Origin of the sequence: Variovorax trehalosi (assembly GCF_051216415.1) — a bacterium.
Taxonomy (GTDB): Bacteria; Pseudomonadota; Gammaproteobacteria; order Burkholderiales; family Burkholderiaceae_C; genus Variovorax.
This window is the reverse complement of record NZ_JBPJZG010000008.1, coordinates 251,662-268,845: the sequence shown is the minus strand read 5'-3', so window position 1 is coordinate 268,845 and position 17,184 is coordinate 251,662. Positions and strand designations below refer to the sequence as shown.

21 protein-coding genes and 1 tRNA gene are annotated in these 17,184 nt (G+C 65.1%); 3 read left to right on the top strand and 19 right to left on the bottom strand.

The genetic code is table 11. The annotated features are described in order from the left end of the window. Positions 1–58 precede the first annotated feature (58 nt). From ACSFA7_RS27815 to ACSFA7_RS27785, 7 genes are all read right to left on the bottom strand, one after another. Positions 59–134, bottom strand: a tRNA-Thr gene (locus ACSFA7_RS27815). A gap of 45 nt (positions 135–179) precedes the next feature. Continuing rightward, positions 180–743: a ClpXP protease specificity-enhancing factor gene (locus tag ACSFA7_RS27810; protein WP_435502337.1), complete on the bottom strand. Its 564-nt coding sequence runs from the start codon at positions 741–743 to the stop codon at positions 180–182. Positions 744–782: 39 nt separating this feature from the next. Further along, positions 783–1,394 (bottom strand): glutathione S-transferase N-terminal domain-containing protein, encoded by a 612-nt coding sequence (locus tag ACSFA7_RS27805; RefSeq protein WP_042579119.1) that lies wholly within the window; start codon positions 1,392–1,394, stop codon positions 783–785. Positions 1,395–1,491: 97 nt separating this feature from the next. Next, positions 1,492–2,277, bottom strand: coding sequence for a cytochrome c1 (locus tag ACSFA7_RS27800; protein WP_435502336.1), 786 nt, complete (start codon positions 2,275–2,277; stop codon positions 1,492–1,494). A 37-nt stretch (positions 2,278–2,314) separates the two neighbouring features. Continuing rightward, the gene (locus ACSFA7_RS27795; RefSeq protein WP_280810220.1) at positions 2,315–3,751 is read right to left on the bottom strand and encodes a cytochrome b; all 1,437 of its coding nucleotides are present in this window, start codon (positions 3,749–3,751) and stop codon (positions 2,315–2,317) included. A gap of 14 nt (positions 3,752–3,765) precedes the next feature. Continuing rightward, the gene (gene petA / locus ACSFA7_RS27790; protein ID WP_435502335.1) at positions 3,766–4,383 is read right to left on the bottom strand and encodes a ubiquinol-cytochrome c reductase iron-sulfur subunit; all 618 of its coding nucleotides are present in this window, start codon (positions 4,381–4,383) and stop codon (positions 3,766–3,768) included. Positions 4,384–4,563: 180 nt separating this feature from the next. Beyond that, the gene (locus ACSFA7_RS27785) at positions 4,564–5,283 is read right to left on the bottom strand and encodes a response regulator transcription factor (RefSeq protein ID WP_435502334.1); all 720 of its coding nucleotides are present in this window, start codon (positions 5,281–5,283) and stop codon (positions 4,564–4,566) included. Positions 5,284–5,819: 536 nt separating this feature from the next. On the opposite strand from ACSFA7_RS27785, the gene mscL reads away from it, so the two are divergent. Next, complete coding sequence (mscL, locus tag ACSFA7_RS27780) at positions 5,820–6,251, top strand: large conductance mechanosensitive channel protein MscL (RefSeq protein ID WP_435502333.1); 432 nt, start codon at positions 5,820–5,822, stop codon at positions 6,249–6,251. Here the strand turns inward: mscL and pdxA are convergent. The 3 genes from pdxA to ACSFA7_RS27765 are packed head-to-tail and all read right to left on the bottom strand — an operon-like array spanning position 6,248 to position 9,407. Continuing rightward, on the bottom strand, positions 6,248–7,288 hold the full coding sequence (pdxA, locus tag ACSFA7_RS27775) for a 4-hydroxythreonine-4-phosphate dehydrogenase PdxA (RefSeq protein WP_435502332.1): 1,041 nt from the start codon (positions 7,286–7,288) through the stop codon (positions 6,248–6,250). The two genes, mscL and pdxA, sit on opposite strands and share 4 nt — an antisense overlap. Next, positions 7,285–8,058, bottom strand: coding sequence for a Nif3-like dinuclear metal center hexameric protein (locus tag ACSFA7_RS27770; RefSeq protein WP_435502331.1), 774 nt, complete (start codon positions 8,056–8,058; stop codon positions 7,285–7,287). Before ACSFA7_RS27770 ends, pdxA begins: the two co-directional genes overlap by 4 nt. Next, positions 8,055–9,407 carry an MFS transporter gene (locus ACSFA7_RS27765; RefSeq protein ID WP_435502330.1) on the bottom strand — a complete coding sequence of 451 codons (1,353 nt, stop codon included), beginning with the start codon at positions 9,405–9,407 and terminating at the stop codon, positions 8,055–8,057. The genes ACSFA7_RS27770 and ACSFA7_RS27765 overlap by 4 nt, the downstream gene beginning before the upstream one ends. Before the next feature lie 294 nt (positions 9,408–9,701). Between ACSFA7_RS27765 and ACSFA7_RS27760 the strand changes: the two genes are divergently transcribed. Continuing rightward, entirely contained in the window at positions 9,702–10,862 is a 1,161-nt protein-coding gene (locus tag ACSFA7_RS27760; protein ID WP_435502329.1) for a S1C family serine protease, read from the top strand. Between the two features lie 6 nt (positions 10,863–10,868). On the opposite strand, the gene tatC is transcribed toward ACSFA7_RS27760, so the two are convergent. From tatC to ACSFA7_RS27715, 9 genes are all read right to left on the bottom strand, one after another. After that, positions 10,869–11,681: a twin-arginine translocase subunit TatC gene (gene tatC, locus ACSFA7_RS27755; RefSeq protein ID WP_435502328.1), complete on the bottom strand. Its 813-nt coding sequence runs from the start codon at positions 11,679–11,681 to the stop codon at positions 10,869–10,871. A gap of 66 nt (positions 11,682–11,747) precedes the next feature. After that, positions 11,748–12,206, bottom strand: a complete 459-nt coding sequence (gene tatB / locus ACSFA7_RS27750) for a Sec-independent protein translocase protein TatB (protein WP_198788828.1) — start codon at positions 12,204–12,206, stop codon at positions 11,748–11,750. 13 nt (positions 12,207–12,219) lie between these two features. After that, a complete protein-coding gene (gene tatA / locus ACSFA7_RS27745) occupies positions 12,220–12,471 on the bottom strand; it encodes a Sec-independent protein translocase subunit TatA (RefSeq protein WP_042579106.1) in 252 nt (83 codons plus the stop codon). 65 nt (positions 12,472–12,536) lie between these two features. After that, on the bottom strand, positions 12,537–12,896 hold the full coding sequence (locus ACSFA7_RS27740; protein ID WP_206177526.1) for a histidine triad nucleotide-binding protein: 360 nt from the start codon (positions 12,894–12,896) through the stop codon (positions 12,537–12,539). Next, on the bottom strand, positions 12,886–13,275 hold the full coding sequence (locus ACSFA7_RS27735) for a DUF4870 family protein (RefSeq protein WP_206177525.1): 390 nt from the start codon (positions 13,273–13,275) through the stop codon (positions 12,886–12,888). The genes ACSFA7_RS27740 and ACSFA7_RS27735 overlap by 11 nt, the downstream gene beginning before the upstream one ends. 11 nt (positions 13,276–13,286) lie before the next feature. Beyond that, entirely contained in the window at positions 13,287–13,667 is a 381-nt protein-coding gene (locus ACSFA7_RS27730) for a phosphoribosyl-ATP diphosphatase (protein ID WP_176660566.1), read from the bottom strand. A gap of 8 nt (positions 13,668–13,675) precedes the next feature. Then, complete coding sequence (gene hisI, locus ACSFA7_RS27725; protein ID WP_435502327.1) at positions 13,676–14,065, bottom strand: phosphoribosyl-AMP cyclohydrolase; 390 nt, start codon at positions 14,063–14,065, stop codon at positions 13,676–13,678. A 32-nt stretch (positions 14,066–14,097) separates the two neighbouring features. Continuing rightward, entirely contained in the window at positions 14,098–14,883 is a 786-nt protein-coding gene (gene hisF, locus ACSFA7_RS27720) for an imidazole glycerol phosphate synthase subunit HisF (protein WP_093439779.1), read from the bottom strand. A gap of 22 nt (positions 14,884–14,905) precedes the next feature. Then, entirely contained in the window at positions 14,906–15,742 is an 837-nt protein-coding gene (locus tag ACSFA7_RS27715) for a D-hexose-6-phosphate mutarotase (RefSeq protein WP_435502326.1), read from the bottom strand. A gap of 128 nt (positions 15,743–15,870) precedes the next feature. Here ACSFA7_RS27715 and ACSFA7_RS27710 point away from each other — a divergent pair, with 128 nt between their 5' ends. Then, complete coding sequence (locus ACSFA7_RS27710; protein ID WP_435502325.1) at positions 15,871–17,178, top strand: dicarboxylate/amino acid:cation symporter; 1,308 nt, start codon at positions 15,871–15,873, stop codon at positions 17,176–17,178. Positions 17,179–17,184: the final 6 nt, after the last annotated feature.

The following is a 17,184-nucleotide window of genomic DNA, read 5'->3' as shown; positions in this document are numbered from 1 at the left end:
CTGCCACCCAAAGAAAAACCCCCCGGGCGGTGAACCACCAGGAGGGTTATTTCAGGTTTGGTGCCGCTTGTCGGAATCGAACTGACGACCTTCCGCTTACAAGGCGGGTGCTCTACCAATTGAGCTAAAGCGGCTGAATTTCTTCGGCGTGCGTGATTCTAGTGGGCCGTTGCGAGCGCCTACTTGACGCGCTTGAGCGACGGCCGCGAACCGCCACCGGCCGGCGGGCGCGGCGGCTCGTCGATGGGATCGGTGGTTGCGCCGGCAGGGCCTGCATCGACCATTTCGCTGCCCTCTTCGCCCGTCACCAAGTGGACGATCTTGCCGGCATCGCCTTCGGTGCCGCGCGAGGCATCACGCAAAGGCATGCGCGCAGGACCCGTGGGCGAAGCGGGTACATCCCCGTTGTCGACCGCGGGCGCCGGCGCGGGAAACGCCATGCCCTGGCCGTTCTCGCGCGCATAGATCGCGATCACGCGCCCCACCGGCACGCTGATCTCGCGCGCACTGCCCGCAAAGCGGGCCTTGAACTCGATGAAATCGTTGCCGAGCTTGAGCGAGCTGGTCGCATCGAAGCTGATGTTGAGCACGATCTCGCCGTTCTTCACGTACTCGCGCGGAACCTGGACGGTGTCGTCGACCTGCACCGCGACATAGGGCGTGAACCCGTTGTCGGTGCACCATTCGTACAACGCCCGGATGAGGTACGGGCGGGTGGAGGACGACTCGAGCGCGTTGATCATGAAAGGAAGGCAGCGAAGAACGGTACGGTGGACGCAGTCTTACTTGCGCATGACCTTTTCGGAAGGCGTGAGTGCTTCGATATAGGCCGGACGCGAGAAGATGCGTTCAGCGTACTTCAGAAGCGGTGCCGCGTTCTTGCTGAGGTCGATGCCGTAGTAGTCCAGGCGCCAGAGCAGCGGCGCGATGGCCACGTCGAGCATCGAGAAGTTGTCGCCCAGCATGTACTTGTTCTTGAGGAACACGGGTGCGAGCTGCGTCAAGCGGTCGCGAATGTGCGAGCGCGCCTTTTCGATGGCCTTCTCGTTGCCCTTGGTGGTGCGGTTCTCGAGCGTCGAGACATGCACGAACAGTTCCTTCTCGAAGTTGAGCAGGAACAGGCGCACGCGGGCGCGGTCGACCGGGTCGCCGGGCATCAGCTGGGGATGCGGGAAGCGCTCGTCGATGTACTCGTTGATGATGTTCGACTCGTACAGGATCAGGTCGCGCTCGACCAGGATCGGCACCTGGCCGTACGGATTCATCACGCTGATGTCTTCGGGCTTGTTGTAGAGATCGACGTCGCGGATCTCGAAGTCCATGCCCTTTTCGAACAGAACGAAGCGGCAGCGGTGGGAAAAGGGGCAGGTCGTTCCTGAATACAAGACCATCATGGCGAGAGACTCCTAAAAATCAAAAAGAGTGGGTCGCGTTGGCAACCCACTCTGTGGGACCGGATGCACGAGGCATGACCGGTCGGCGTGGACGGAACTACTTGACGTCTTTCCAGTACGAGGCGTTCAGTCGCCACACAAAAACCACCGACATGGCCAGGAACAGCAGGACCCAGACGCCGATGCGGATGCGGGTGTTCTGCGCGGGCTCGGCCATCCACTGAAGGTAGCTCACCAGGTCGCCGACGGCATTGTCGTACTGCACTGGCGTGAGGGTGCCGGGGGTGACCTGCGTCCACTTGCCGGTGAACACGTCGGTTTCATGACCGTGCTGCTCGACCTTGCTGTAGACCGGCTGGCGCTCGCCCTGCAGTTCCCAGAGCGGGTTCGGCATGGCGACACTCGGGAACACGAGGTTGTTCCAGCCGGTGGCCTTGGTGTCGTCGCGGTAGAAGGTGCGAAGGAAGGTGTAGAGGTAGTCGGCACCCGTGCCGCCGTGGCCGGCACGCGAGCGAGCAACCAGCGTGAGGTCGGGAGGTGTGGTGCCGAACCAGTCCTTGGCCTGGCGCGCGTCGATGTTGGCCCTCATGGTCTCGCCGACCTTGTCGGTCGTGAACAGAAGGTTGTCCTTGATCTGCTGCTCGGTGATGCCGATGTCCTGCAGGCGGTTGTAGCGCATGAAGGCGGCCGAGTGGCAGTTCAGGCAGTAGTTGACGAACAGCTTGGCGCCGTTCTGCAGGGCCTGCACGTCGGTCGTCTTGTTGGGTGCCTTGTCCCATGCCAGACCGCCCGATTCGGCCGATGCGGGGGCCGAGAAGGTCAGCCCCAGCGCCAGACCCAAGGTAGCCATGACCGCGAGCCAGCCGGAAATTCTTTTCTTCATCGTGTTTCTCTCAAGCTCTTGCACTTCGTGTCTCGTCTCAATGCGCAGCGAAGACCACGCGCTCGGGCACGGGCTTGAATTCGCCCTTGCGGCTCCACCAGGGCATCAAGAGGAAGAAGCCGAAGTAGAAGAGCGTGCCGATCTGCGAGATGGTCTGGGCGATGTCGAGGGCGAAGGAGCCGATGACCAGGTTGCCCCAGACGCCAGGCGGCTGGATGCCCAGGTAGCCCAGGATCAGGAACAGGAAGACGAACACGCCGTACACATACTTGTGCCAGCTCGGACGGTAGCGGATCGACTTGACTTCGCTGTGGTCCAGCCACGGCAGGAAGAACAGGATGATGACCGAGCCGCCCATCACGACCACGCCCCAGAACTTGGCGTCGAAGGCCTTGAGCAGGAAGATGGCCACGGCCGCCACGACGACGATCGCGATTTTCAGCGCGGTGCCCGACTTGCCCTTGATGAAGTTCAGGATCGCGGCCAGGCCGATGATCAGCGCGAACACGTTGACCATGTCGTCGGTGGTCGCGCGCAGCATCGAATAGAACGGCGTGAAGTACCAGACCGGGGCGATGTGGTTGGGCGTCTTGAGCGAATCGGCCGGGATGAAGTTGTTGTACTCGAGGAAGTACCCACCGGCCTCGGGCGCGAAGAAGATCACCGCCGAGAAGATTGTGAGGAACACCACCACGCCGAAGATGTCGTGCACCGTGTAGTACGGATGCGACGGAATGCCGTCGAGCGGGTGGCCGTCGGGGCCGCGGTTGGCCTTGATCTCGATGCCGTCGGGGTTGTTGGAACCCACTTCGTGCAGCGCGATCAGGTGGGCCACCACGAGGCCGAGCAGCACCAGCGGCACAGCGATCACGTGGAAGCTGAAGAAGCGGTTCAGCGTGGCGTCGCTCACCACGTAGTCGCCGCGGATCAGCAGGGCCAGGTCAGGACCGATGAACGGGATGGCGGCGAACAGGTTCACGATCACCTGGGCGCCCCAGTAGCTCATTTGCCCCCAGGGCAGCAGGTAGCCCATGAAGGCTTCGGCCATGAGGCACAGGAAGATCGCGCAGCCGAACACCCAGATCAGCTCGCGGGGCTTGCGGTAGCTGCCGTACATGAGGCCACGGAACATGTGCAGGTACACCACGATGAAGAACGCGGAGGCGCCCGTCGAGTGGATGTAGCGGATGAGCCAGCCCCAGGGCACGTCGCGCATGATGTACTCGACCGATGCGAACGCCTGGTTCGCGTCGGGCTTGTAGTGCATCACGAGGAAGATGCCGGTGACGATCTGGATCACCAGGACCAGCATCGCCAGCGAGCCGAAGATGTACCAGAAGTTGAAGTTCTTCGGCGCGTAGTACTTGCCCCACTGGTCGTTCCAGAGCTTGGTCAGCGGGAAGCGGTTGTCGACCCAGTTGAGCAGCTTCGCGCCGGCGGGCGCGTTGGGGGAAATTTCGTGGAATTCAGCCATGTTCTTCTTCTGCCTCAGGCCTTCTTGGAGTCTTCACCGATCAGGAGCTTGGTGTCCGACAGGTACATGTGCGGGGGCACAGGCAGGTTGTCGGGCGCGGGCTTGTTCTTGAAGACGCGGCCGGCCAGGTCGAACGTGGAACCGTGGCAGGGGCAGAGGAAGCCGCCTTCCCAGTCGGCCGGCAGCGAGGGCTGCGGTCCGGCCTGCAGGCGGTCCACCGGCGAGCAGCCCAGGTGGGTGCAGATGCCCACCACGACCAGCACGTCGGGCTTGATCGAGCGGTGCTCGTTCTGCGCGTACTTGGGGGTGAATTCGTCGGGGTGACGTTTGGAGAGCGGGTCGGCCAGCTGGCCGTCCAGCTTGGGGAGTTCGGCGATCTGCTCCGGCGTGCGCTTGAGGATCCAGACCGGCTTGCCGCGCCATTCGACGGTCATTTTCTCGCCGACCTTGAGCGCCGAGATGTCGACTTCGACAGCGGCGCCGGCGGCCTTGGCCTTCTCCGACGGCTGGAAAGTGCTCACAAATGGAACTACGGTGGCCACGCCACCCGCTACGCCGGCACAGCTGGACGCGATCAACCACGTCCGCTTGCTTGTGTCGATCCGGGGCGAGCCGGAGGTCATGTCACTCATGGGGATCCTCTTGTCTTCTTCGCTGGAGCAGGGGTCAACCCGCGATTGTAGCGGGGCGCCGAAGGGATATTCAATGGCTGCCATGCGCGTGGCCGGCGAACGATGGCCGGCGCAGCGCGTCCGTGGAACGCGCACCACACATGCCCAGCGGCGGGGGCCGCGAGGGCCGGCAGACAGCCGTCAGTTCAGAAGACCGTGCTGCATCGCCTCGTGGACCGCCTGGGTCCGCGACTTGACCGCGAGCTTGCGGTAGATGCTCTTGGCGTGGAATTCGATCGTGTTGACCGACAGGTAGACCGCTTCCGCGATCTGCCGGTTGCTCCATCCCTGCGCGATCAAACGCAGCACCTTGAGTTCGCGCGGCGACAGCAGGGCCGGCGCGGACGAAGACGACGGTTCGGCGCGGGGCTCGGTCCGGATGGGCTCGATCGTCCGCGTCTTCGCCGATGCGGCAATCAGCCCGAGGATGCGCCGCGCGACCCGTGAGTCCATCGGCGCACCGCCGCGCTCGATCGATCGCAACAGGAAGGAAAGCTCGGCGTCGTCCGCTTCCGTCAGCAGATAGCCGACGGCACCCGCGGAGATCGCGGCATTCACCAGTTCGTGGTCGTCGGTGGGCGACATGGCGACAGTCTCTATGTGCCGGTAGGTCTCGCGCACATGACGGATCAGCGAGACGCCGTCGCTGCGCGGCAGGCGCATGCCGACCAGCACGAGGTCGTAGGGCAGCGAGGCCAGCAGGTTGCACGCCTCGGTGCGCGTGGACGCCACCACGACGCGGCGGCCCGGCGCGAGGTTGCCCAGGATGCGGCGCATGCGGTCGGCCACGGCGGGGTCGTCCTCGACGATGAGCGCGCCGTGGAAGGTGCTCAGGTACGACAGTTGCGGCACCGACGACATCGGCGCCGTTCTCAAAGGCTGACAGGAAAAATTGATGGCCACGCGACGCTCTCTTGGCTACTCGATGTAGCTTCAAAATGTTGACTTTCGTCTCATGTGTCGCAGGAACGATGCCCGCAAGAGAGCGCACCGGCCGGAACAGGGGCGTCGCGGCAGGCAGCACCTTGATTTCATTGGGGAATCCATCGAAAACAGGGCCTGCGGCACCCTCCGGGCATGGCCTGCGTCAGGGCTTCTTGGCGCCGTTGTTACGCGCCTGCGACCGTACGTGTTACGTAGCACCGGGCCACCTGGAACGCATCGAACATCGGCTCTGCATCCTTCGACGATCCATCGGAAGTGCGCCGATCGAACGACACATCTCCGGGTCACGGACAAGGCGGTGCACTGCGCCGCTTCAGACAGATCGCCGCTCGCAGTCGTGAAGGGTTGCCGCCGAAGCACATCGGCGTTGCGCTGCGCCCTCTGGAGAGGCTAACAATCGCGGGCATACTCGGCACTCCTTCAACAGCAGAGCTCCAGCAGCCTTTTGAATCATGAGCATCCTCAGTGAATTCAAGGAATTTGCCGTCAAGGGCAACGTCGTCGACCTCGCAGTCGGTGTGATCATCGGCGCGGCGTTCGGCAAGATCGTCGACTCGCTGGTGGCCGACATCATCATGCCGGTGATAGGCCTGGTGTTCGGCAAGCTCGATTTCTCGAACCTCTACGTGGTGCTGGGCACGGCACCTGTCGGTGTGGCGAACACGCTGGCCGACCTGAAGAAAGCCGGCGTGCCGGTGCTGGCCTACGGCAGTTTCATCACCGTGGCGGTCAACTTCGTGATCCTGGCGTTCATCATCTTCATGATGGTCAAGCAGATCAACAAGCTGCGGAAGACCGAGGCAGCAGCGCCCGCCGCACCCGTCGCGACGCCGGAAGACATCACGCTGCTGCGCGAGATCCGCGACAGCCTCAAGCGTCCTTAGGCGCTGCCCAGCGTCCTCGCCATGCGAAGCGCCTCGACGAGGCTCGACGCATCGGCGAGCCCCGTGCCCGCGATATCGAACGCGGTGCCGTGATCGGGGCTGGTGCGCACCAGCGGCAACCCCAGCGTCACATTCACCCCCTTCTCCACCCCGAGGTACTTGACCGGGATCAGGCCCTGGTCGTGGTACATCGCGATCACCACGTCGAACTCGCCGCTGTCGGGCACGCCATGCTTGGCGCGCGCGCGCATGAACACGGTGTCGGGCGCGTGCGGCCCGTTGGCGTCGATGCCTTCGGCGCGCGCGGCGGCGATGGCCGGTGCGATGGTCTCGCGCTCTTCCGAACCGAACAGGCCGCCCTCGCCCGCATGCGGATTGAGGCCGGCGACGCCGATGCGCGGCGCGCGGCCCAGCGCATGGGACAGCGCGCGGTGCGTGATGCGCAGCGTCTGCAGCACGCCCTCGAAATGCACCGCCTCGATGGCATCGCGCAGCGACATGTGGATGCTCACGAGCACGGTACGCAGCTCGTCGTTGGCCAGCATCATGCGCACCGGCACGTCGGCGACGCTGCGGCCCAGATGCGCGGCCGCCTCGGCCTGCAGGAGTTCGGTGTGGCCGGGGTACGGGAAGCCGGCGGCGGACAGCGCCTCCTTGTGCAGCGGCGCTGTCACGATGGCGGCGATTTCGCCGCGCAGCGCCGCCCGCGCGGCCCAGACCACGCAATCGCCCGCCGCGCGACCGGCCTCGGCACTGATCTGGCCCATCACGATGTTCGCTGGCGGCACGATGACCTGCAGCACCGGGATGCAGCCGGGCGGAACGCCGGCGACTTCGGCCACGGTCTCGATCTCCGCCACGGCCCATGCCGGTTGGCCCGGTCCGGCCAGCGCTTGCGAGGCACGCCGCAGCGTGGCCACGTCGCCGGCCACGAAAGCGCCACGGGTCGCGTCCGGCGCATCGCGGAAGGCCTTGGCGATGATCTCGGGGCCGATGCCCGCAGGATCGCCCAACGTAATGGCTACTGCGCCGCTCATGCGGGGTTGTCGATATCGATGAACTCGTGCTTCAGCCCGAGCTGCGCCGCCACGTGCGCGGCCACGGCCTGCGCGCCGTAGCGCTCGGTCGCGTGGTGCCCGCAGGCCAGAAAGGCCACGCCCATCTCGCGCGCGTAGTGGGCCTGGGGCTCCGAGATCTCGCCGGTGATGAAGGCGTCGGCGCCGGCCGCGATGGCGGCCTCGAAGTAGCCCTGCGCGCCACCGGTGCACCAGGCGATGTTCTTGATGGGGCGATGCGCCGTATCGAGCAGGGTCACGGGGCGCCTGAGCACTTTCTCGACATGCGAGGCGAGCGCCTTGGCGCTGGCGAAGTTCTCTCCGTTCTCGCGCGCGCCGAGGAAGCCCAGCTCCTGCTCGCCGAAGCGCCCCGTCGAACCCGCATGCGCCACGAGCCCCAGCTGCAGCCCGAGCTGCGCGTTGTTGCCCAGTTCCGGATGCGCATCGAGCGGCAGGTGGTACGCGAAGAGATTGACGTCGTCGCCGAGCAGGAGGCCCAGCCGCTGCTTCATCCAGCCGGTGACGCAGCCGTCCTGGCCGCGCCAGAACAGGCCGTGGTGAACGAAGATGGCATCGGCCTCGGCGTGGATCGCGGCCTCGATCAGCGCGCGGCTGGCGGTCACGCCCGAGACGATCTTGCGGACCACGGTACGCCCTTCGACCTGCAGGCCGTTGGGTCCGTAGTCCTTGAAGCGCCCGGGGGCCAGCAACAGGTCGAATGCGTGGAGCAGTTCGTGGCGTGTGGTGCTCATCGCGACATTGTCGCGCTGCCCGGGGCCCCGACGCCATCGCGCATGGCATGGCCGCGCGCGGCCAGTGGCAACAGGGCCAGCAGGAAGCCCAGTGCTGCGAGTGCCGCGACGTAGTGCGCCGGTGCCATCGTGTCGTGCTGGAGCCAGAGCGTGAGGATCACCGGCGTGAGCCCGCCGAAGACCGCGTACGACATGTTGTAGGCGAACGAAAGCCCCGTGAAGCGCACCGGCGCCGGGAAGGCGCGCACGCCCGCGATCGGCACGGTGGCGATGGTGCCCACGAACAGGCCCACCAGACCGTAGTGCCAGAACAGCGTCGCCGGCGTGCCGGGCAGCCCCGTATAGAACAGGTAGGCCGTGGCGAAGAGCCCGCCCCAGCCGACGAGCATCACAGCGCGTGTGCCGATGCGGTCGCTCAGCCAGCCGACCAGCACACAGCCGATGGTCAGGGTCAGCGTGGCGAGCGCGTTGGCCTCGAGCGCCAGCGCGGCCGGAATGTGGTGCACCTTCTGCAGGTAGGTGGGCGTGTACAGCACCACCACCACGATCGCGGCCGACAGCACCCAGGTCTGCAGCGCGACGTACACGCAAGCCAGCCGGTGCTCGCGCAGCACGGTGCGCAACGGCAGCTCGCGGGCGACCGACTTCAGGCCGGCCAGCTCCTTGAAGACCGGCGTTTCATGAAGGAAGCGGCGCAGGTACACCGACACCAGCCCGAACACGCCACCCAGGATGAAGGGAATGCGCCAGGCGAAATCGCTCACCTGCTCGGGCGAGTAATGGCGGTTGATGGCCACCGCGACCAGCGAACCCAGCAGGATGCCGCCGGTGATGCCCGAGGTCAGCGTGCCGATGCCGAAACCGTAGCGCTTGGCCGGCACGTGCTCGCCGACGAACACCCAGGCGCCGGGCATTTCGCCACCGATGGCCGCGCCCTGCAGCACGCGCATCGCCAGCAGCAAAAGGGGCGCCGCCACGCCGATGCTCGCGTAGGTGGGCAGGAGGCCGATCACCAGCGTGGGCGCAGCCATCAAGAAGATCGACAGCGTGAACATGCGCTTGCGGCCCAGGAGGTCGCCGAAATGCGCGATGACGATGCCGCCCACAGGGCGCGCCAGGTAACCGGCCGCGAAGATGCCGAAGGTCTGCAGTTGCCGCAGCCAGTCGGGCATGTCGGCGGGGAAGAACAGCCCGCCCAGCACCGTGGCGAAGAAGACGTAGATGACGAAGTCGTAGAACTCCAGCGTTCCGCCGAGCGCCGAGAGGGCGAGGGTCTTGTAGTCGCGCGCGTCGAGCGTGCGGGTCGGAGCGGGCTTGGCGCCGTCCGCGAGGGTTGCTTCTGAAGTCATGGCTGGCAGAAAAATCGTGACCGCGCGCGCCGGGGCCGTGGAACCGGGTGGGAAACGGAAAATCGCGCGCCGAGAAAATGCCTGGCCGCATCCGCCGGGTGGGCAATGCGGAGGCCTGAAAAGGTGGAAGCCGGGTGGGATCGCTTCGCGATGCTAGGGGTTATCCCGTATTCACGCAGCCGAGCCTTGCCAATCTCGACCGCGCGGCGCGGTCTATCGTCAACCCCATTGAGGGACAATCGCACGCAGCGACGCCCCCGACGGCGTCTTCAACCGTCTTTTCATCAAGTTTTCATGAAACGCACCTGGCTGCTCTTTGCCCAAGCCGTTACCGTCCTGCTGGCGGCCTATTTCGTCGTCGCGACGCTCAAGCCCGAGTGGATCAACAAGCGCTCGACCTCGCTCGGTGGCGTGGTGTCGATCGTCGAGGCGCCGGCCGGCGCCCCTAGCGTGCCCGCCGTCGGCAGCCTCAGCGCGGCGGCCAAGAAGGCCTCGCCGGCGGTGGTGAGCATCAACACCAGCAAGGCGGCGCAGCGCCATCCGCGCAGCAACGACCCCTGGTTCCGCTTCTTCTTCGGCGACCAGGCCGACCAGCCCCAGGTGGGCCTGGGCAGCGGCGTGATCGTGAGCACCGACGGCTACATCCTCACCAACAACCACGTGGTCGAGGGCGCCGATGAAATCGAAGTCACCCTGAACGACAGCCGCCACGCGCGCGGCAAGGTGATCGGCACCGACCCCGACACCGACCTGGCCGTGCTCAAGATCGAGCTCGACAAGCTCCCGGTGATCGTCCTGGGCAACTCCGACGAACTGCTGGTGGGCGACCAGGTGCTGGCCATCGGCAACCCCTTCGGCGTGGGACAGACCGTGACCAGCGGCATTGTCTCGGCGCTGGGCCGCAACCAGCTGGGCATCAACAACTTCGAGAACTTCATCCAGACCGACGCGGCCATCAACCCCGGCAACTCGGGCGGCGCGCTGATCGACGTCAACGGCAACCTGCAGGGCATCAACACCGCGATCTACTCGCGCTCGGGCGGCAGCATGGGCATCGGCTTCGCCATTCCGGTGTCGATGGCCAAGATCGTGCTGGAAGGCATCGTGAAGGAAGGCCAGGTGCGCCGCGGCTGGATCGGCGTCGAGCCGAACGACCTGTCGCCTGAACTGGCCGAGACCTTCGGCGTGAAGGCGGATGCGGGCGTGATCATCACCGGCGTGCTGCAGAACGGCCCCGCCGCCAAGGCCGGCATCCGGCCGGGCGACGTGATCACCTCGGTGGGCGAGAAGAAGACCGACAGCGTGCAGTCCCTGCTGACCGCCGTGGCCGGGCTCAAGCCCGGCGACACGGCGCGCTTTGCACTGCAACGCGGCAGCGACAAGATGGAACTGGACGTGACACCGGGGCTCAGGCCGAAGAGCCCGGTCCGGCAAGTGCCGAACCAGCAGGAATAACCGGGATCAGGAAGACGCCGAGGAATCGGCGTTTTCTTCTTCCTCTGGCTTCTTCTTGCCCTGCGCAAAGTAGCGCGCCCCGATGATGCCCACCTCGTACAGCAGGCACATCGGCACCGCCAGCGCGAGCTGCGAGACCACGTCGGGCGGCGTCAGCACCGCGGCCACCACGAAGGCCACCACGATGAAGTAGCCGCGGAAGGACTTCAGCTTCTCGATCGTCACCATCTCGAAGCGCACCAGCAGCATCACCACGATCGGCACCTGGAAAGCGACGCCGAATGCGATGTAGAGCGACAGGATGGCCTCGACGTACGACGAGATGTCGGGCGTGGCCGCCACCGCGGCGGGCGTGAATTTCTGGATGAAGCTGAACATCTTGTCCAGCACGAAGAACTGCACGAAGGCGATGCCCGTGTAAGCCAGCAGGCTGCCGAAGAAGATCAGCGGCAGCGCAAAGCGCTTCTCGTGGCTGTAGAGGCCGGGCGCCACGAACATCCAGGCCTGGTACATGAGCCATGGCAGTGCCAGCAGGACGGCCGTCATCATCAGCACCTTGAGCGGCACGAAGAACGGCGAGAACACGCCGATGGCGATCAGTTTGGCATCCGGCGGCATGTGCGCACGGATCGGCATCGCGATCAGGTCGATGAGGCCGCCCGGGCCGGGCCAGATCGACAGCAGGATGCCCGCGATCACCAGGCCGTAGACGCAGTAGAGCAGCCGGTCGCGAAGCTCGACCAGGTGCTGCACGAACGGCTGCTCGGTGCCCGCCAGCTCGTCTTCTTTGTCTTTGTTCTTGTCGTCGGAATCGGCCATGGGGAAAGAAAAAAGCGTGGCTTCGGCCGGCGTGCGGCAAGCGAGAAACGCGGGGGTGTTGAAGCGCTAGTTGATCTTGTGCGGGCGGAAACGGGCAACCCGCGCCGCGCCCGACAACGCCTTGGTACGCACGCCGTTGCGCGCCTTGTACCAATTCGGCGTGGCGCCCTGCTTCAGGCGCCAGTTCTTGCGGGGGTGCTTGTATTCGGGCACCGGGGCCTCGGGTTCGGCCAGGGCCGAGAGCGTTTCGCCGGAGCCGGAGAACTGCTTTTCGAACTCGCTCGCACCGGTGTGGATGTTGTGCTCGACGTCGCGGGCCGCATCCTCCACGGTGGTCTTCATCTTGCGGAGTTCATCGAGCTCCATCGAGCGGTTGACTTCAGCCTTGACGTCGTTCACGTAGCGCTGCGCCTTGCCGAGCAGGGTGCCGACCGTGCGGGCCACGCGCGGCAGCTTCTCCGGCCCGATGACGATCAGCGCCACGACGCCGATCAGCGCCAGCTTCTCAATGCCGAGGTCGAGCACGTGCGGTCCGCGCTCAGGACTTCTGGCGCGCTTCGACGTCGATCGTCTTGTCGCTGTTGGCCGGTTGGCCGGTCACTTGCGCGGCGGGGGCGGAAGCCGCCGATGCGTCGGTGGTGGGATTGCCGTTGGCATCCTTCATGCCGTCCTTGAAGCCCTTGACGGCGCCACCAAGGTCAGAACCCATGTTCCGCAGCTTCTTGGTGCCGAAGATCATGACCACGACGAGCAGCACGATCAGCCAGTGCCAGATAGAAAAAGAACCCATGGAAGACTCCTAAGAATGTGTCCGATTTTAGTCGGGGTGAATGTGACAGTTTGGCTTAATGAAAGTCAGCCGCGAAGCCATGGCCGGGGACCGCCCATGACGTGCACATGGAGATGGTGAACCTCCTGCCCGCCCTCGGTGCCGGTGTTGACGACGACGCGGTAGCCGCCGTCCGGATAGGGCCTGCAGCCCTGCTCCAGCGCCAGCTTGGGCGCCAGGGTCATGATCTTGCCCATGAGCGCGGCGTCGTCGGGCGTGAGCTGCGCCATCGAGGCGATGTGCTTCTTGGGCACCAGCATGAAATGCACCGGCGCCCAGGGCGCGATGTCATGGAAACCGAACAGGTCCTCGTCTTCGTAGACCTTGCGCGAAGGGATCTTGCCTTCGACGATCTTGCAGAAAATGCAGTTCGGATCAGATGACATCTTTGGGTTCCATCGGGCGGTTGTCGTTCATGCGGATCATGCCTTTCACGATCCGGTACAGGAACCACAGCGAAATCAGCCCCCAGGCGATCCAGCCGGGGAAATAGAGCAGCAGGAAGAGCCACGAGGTCAGGATGTACAGCAGGCCCGCCCAGAGCACCGAGCGGATGCGCCAGCTGAAGTGCGAAGCCTGCCAGGTGCCGGCCGCGTCGTCGCGCTTGACGAAGTCGATCACCAGCGCCACGAGCAGGATGGCAATGGAGGCCTGCGCCCCCGGCACGACCGCGCCGATGGCCACGATCAGGTGCAGGATGTAGCTCACCCAGCCCCAGGTCTTGAGCGAGTCGTCGGGTTCCACGTTCACGATGTCGTTGGCCATGGGATGTCCTTTCAATCGTTGGATGCCTCGCGGGCCTGCACCTTGCGCAGGGCCTTTTCCTCGATGCCGCTGGTGCCTTCGCGGCGCTCAAGCTCCGCGACGACCTCGGCCGGCGAGAAACCGTAGTGCGCGAGCGCCACCATGGTGTGGAACCACAGGTCGGCCACTTCGTTCACTATTTTCGAGCGATCGCCGCCGTGGTCGGCGTCCTTGGCGGCCATCACGACCTCGGTGGCTTCCTCGCCGATCTTCTTCAAGAAGGCGTCGGGGCCCTTGTGCAGGAGGCGCGCGACGTAGCTCTTCTCGGGGTCGCCGCCGTTCGCGGGCAGGCGGGTCTCGATGACCGCGGCCAGGCGTGCGAGGCCATCGGAAGTGTTGGAGGTGTTGTTCACGGTGCCGGTCATTTGTAGATCGATTCCGGGTCTTTCAAGACCGGCTCGACCACGGTCCACTGGCCCTTCTCGTATTTGCTGAAGAAGCAGCTGTGGCGGCCGGTGTGGCAGGCGATGCCGGGCTCGTGGCCCAGTTGGGTGACCTTGAGCAGCACCACGTCGTTGTCGCAGTCCATGCGGATCTCGTGCACCGTCTGCACGTGGCCCGATTCCTCGCCCTTGAACCACAGCTTGTTGCGCGAGCGGCTGAAATACACCGCGCGGCCCAGCTCGGCGGTCTTCTCGAGCGCCTCGCGGTTCATCCAGGCGAACATCAGCACATCGTTGCTGCCTTGTTCCTGCGCGATCACGGGCACCAGGCCGTTCACGTCCCACTTCACTTCATCGAGCCAGTTCATCGGGGTATTGTCGGGGATGGGGCAAAGACCCCTCAGCGGTCGATTCGCACCGGGATGCCCCGTGCGGCCATACGGGCTTTCGCCTCGCCCACGGTGTGCTCGCCGTAGTGAAAGATGCTGGCCGCCAGCACCGCATCGGCGCCGCCGGTCTGGATGCCATCGGCCAGGTCGTCCAGGTTGCCGACGCCGCCCGAGGCGATCACCGGCACGCTGACCGCGTCGCTCACCGCGCGGGTGAGTTCGAGGTCGAAGCCGCTCTTGGTGCCGTCGCGGTCCATGCTGGTCAGCAGGATTTCGCCCGCGCCGCGGCGCGCCATCTCGGTGGCCCACTGCACGGCGTCGAGGCCGGTGTTCTTGCGGCCGCCGTGGCTGTAGACGTCCCAGCCCGGGCCGCGCGTGGCGGCTTCTTCGGGCGTGCGGCGCTTGGCATCGATGGCCACCACGATGCACTGCGAGCCGTACTTCTGCGACGCATCGTTGATCACCTGCGGATCGGCGATGGCGGCCGAGTTGAAGCTGGTCTTGTCCGCGCCCGCATTGAGGAGCCGGCGCACATCGGCCACCGTGCGCACGCCTCCGCCGACCGTGAGCGGAATGAAGACCTGCGAAGCCACCGCCTCGATGATCGGCAGGATCAGGTCGCGGCCGTCGCTGGTGGCGGTGATGTCCAGGAAGGTGAGCTCGTCGGCGCCCTGCGCGTTGTAGCGCGCGGCGATCTCGACCGGGTCGCCGGCATCGCGCAGTTCGAGGAAGTTGACGCCCTTGACGACACGACCGCCGGTGACGTCGAGGCAGGGAATGATGCGTTTGGCAAGCATGGGAAATTGAACCGGAAGGAAATCAGAGAACGGTGAGCTGTTGCCAGCCCTGCCATTGGGCGCCGGGCGCCAGCGTCACTTGTTCGTCGATGCGGGCCGCCTCGACGCAGAGCATGTTTCGGTAGCCGTCGGCGGGCATGTCGGGCAGCTCGGCGCAGAGTTCGGCGCCCGGGTTCCACACCACGGTTTCGGTACAGCTCGCGCTTTGCGAGATCTCGAGCGTGCCGCTCGGTTGCACCAATCGCAGCGGTTGGGCAGGGGCGGCGTAGACGCTGTCGAACTCGGCATCGAACTGCAATGCGGCAGACGTCTCCACATGACGGTCGTTGCGCAGCGAATCCCAGCGATTGGCGCCTTCGAGACCTTCGAGCCGCACCTGGGCGATGTCGTCGACGTGAAGATAGGAATGCAGCGCAGCGGCAAAGGCCCAGGGCGCATGGTCGATGTTGGTCAGCGTGAGCACGATGCGCAACTGACCAGGAGCCAGGGTGACCTCGAGTCGTGCATCGAATGCGTGCGGCCAGAGTGCCCGAGTGGCCTCGTTGTCGCGCAGCCGGAACGCCAGGGTCCCGGGCTCGGTGCCGGAGGCCTGCGGCTCCCAAGGCAAGTTGCGCATGAAACCATGCTTGGGCAGCATCCCGCGCATGTTGAATTGCGGGCAACATAGGGGCACGCCAGCGCGGATCGCGGTCTTGCCGTCGAACACGGCGCGGGGGCTGATGAAGAACCTTTCCCTTCCATCGGCCGTGGTCCACGAGAGCACTTGCGCGCCGTGCAGGGCCACGGTCAACGTACTGCCGTCCGCACCAAGGGCTCGGACCGCGGGCTGGCCGCGAAAGTCGATCAGGGTGATTTCCATGTGAGGAATTGTAGGCAGCGCCCGTGCCATGGCACGGAATCGGCATCCAGGGCCATTGCGCGGCCGGGGCCTTCTTGGATACCCTGTGTCCCTCCAAAAAAACACTTACACCTCCGAAGGGGAATCGCATGAAGAAAAAGCTACCGATGGCAGCCTGGATCCTGATCGCCATGGTGCTCGGGATCGTCGTGGGCTACATGATCTTCACGAGCTTTCCGGACAAGAAGGCCGCCAAGGAAATCGCGGACTACGTCTCCATCGTCTCGGACGTGTTCCTTCGCCTGATCAAGATGCTGATCGGCCCGCTGGTGTTCTCCACGCTGGTGGTGGGCATCGCCCACATGGGCGATGCCAAGTCGGTGGGCCGCGTGTTCGGCAAGGCCATCGGCTGGTTCCTCACCGCTTCGCTGATCTCGCTGGTCATCGGCCTGGTCATGGCCAATCTTCTCAAGCCCGGCGAGAACCTGGGTCTGCCGCTGCCCGACATCGGCGCCTCGGCCAACCTGGCCACCTCCAAGTTCACGCTGAAAGACTTCGTGAGCCACACGGTGCCCAAGTCGTTCGTCGAAGCCATGGCCAACAACGAGATCCTGCAGATCGTGGTGTTCTCGATGTTCTTCGGCGTGGCGCTCGCCTCGCTCGGCGACAAGGCCAAGACGCTGGTGGCGGCCATCGAGGAGCTCTCGCACGCGATGCTCAAGATCACCGGCTACGTGATGAAGCTCGCGCCTCTCGCAGTGCTGGCCGCCATGGCCGCCACCGTGGCCGTCAACGGCCTGGGCATCCTCCTGAAGTTCGCGGTGTTCATGGGCGACTTCTACCTGGGCCTCTTCGTGCTGTGGGGCGTGCTGATCCTGGCCGGCTTCCTCTTCCTCGGGCCGCGCGTGTTCAAGCTGCTGGTGCTCATCAAGGAAGCCTTCCTGCTCTCCTTCGCCACGGCGAGTTCCGAAGCGGCGTACCCCAAGATCCTGCAGGCGCTCGACCGTTTCGGCGTGAAGCGCAAGATCTCCAGCTTCGTGATGCCGATGGGCTACTCGTTCAACCTGGACGGCTCGATGATGTACTGCACCTTCGCCGTGCTTTTCATCGCGCAGGCCTACAACATCCACATGCCGATCAGCACGCAGATCACCATGCTGCTGATCCTGATGCTCACCTCCAAGGGCATGGCCGGCGTGCCGCGCGCCTCACTGGTGGTGATTGCCGCCACGCTGAACCACTTCGACATTCCCGAGGCCGGCCTGCTGCTGATCCTGGGCGTGGACACCTTCCTCGACATGGGCCGCTCGGCCACCAACGCGGTGGGCAATTCCATCGCCACCGCGGTGGTCGCCAAGTGGGAGGGCGAGCTGCTTTCCGAGAGCGATGCCGAGGTCAATGCCAAGGCGCTCGACGAGGAAGCCAACGCCACCCTCGCCCACCCGGCCCACGCGTGAGGCGCG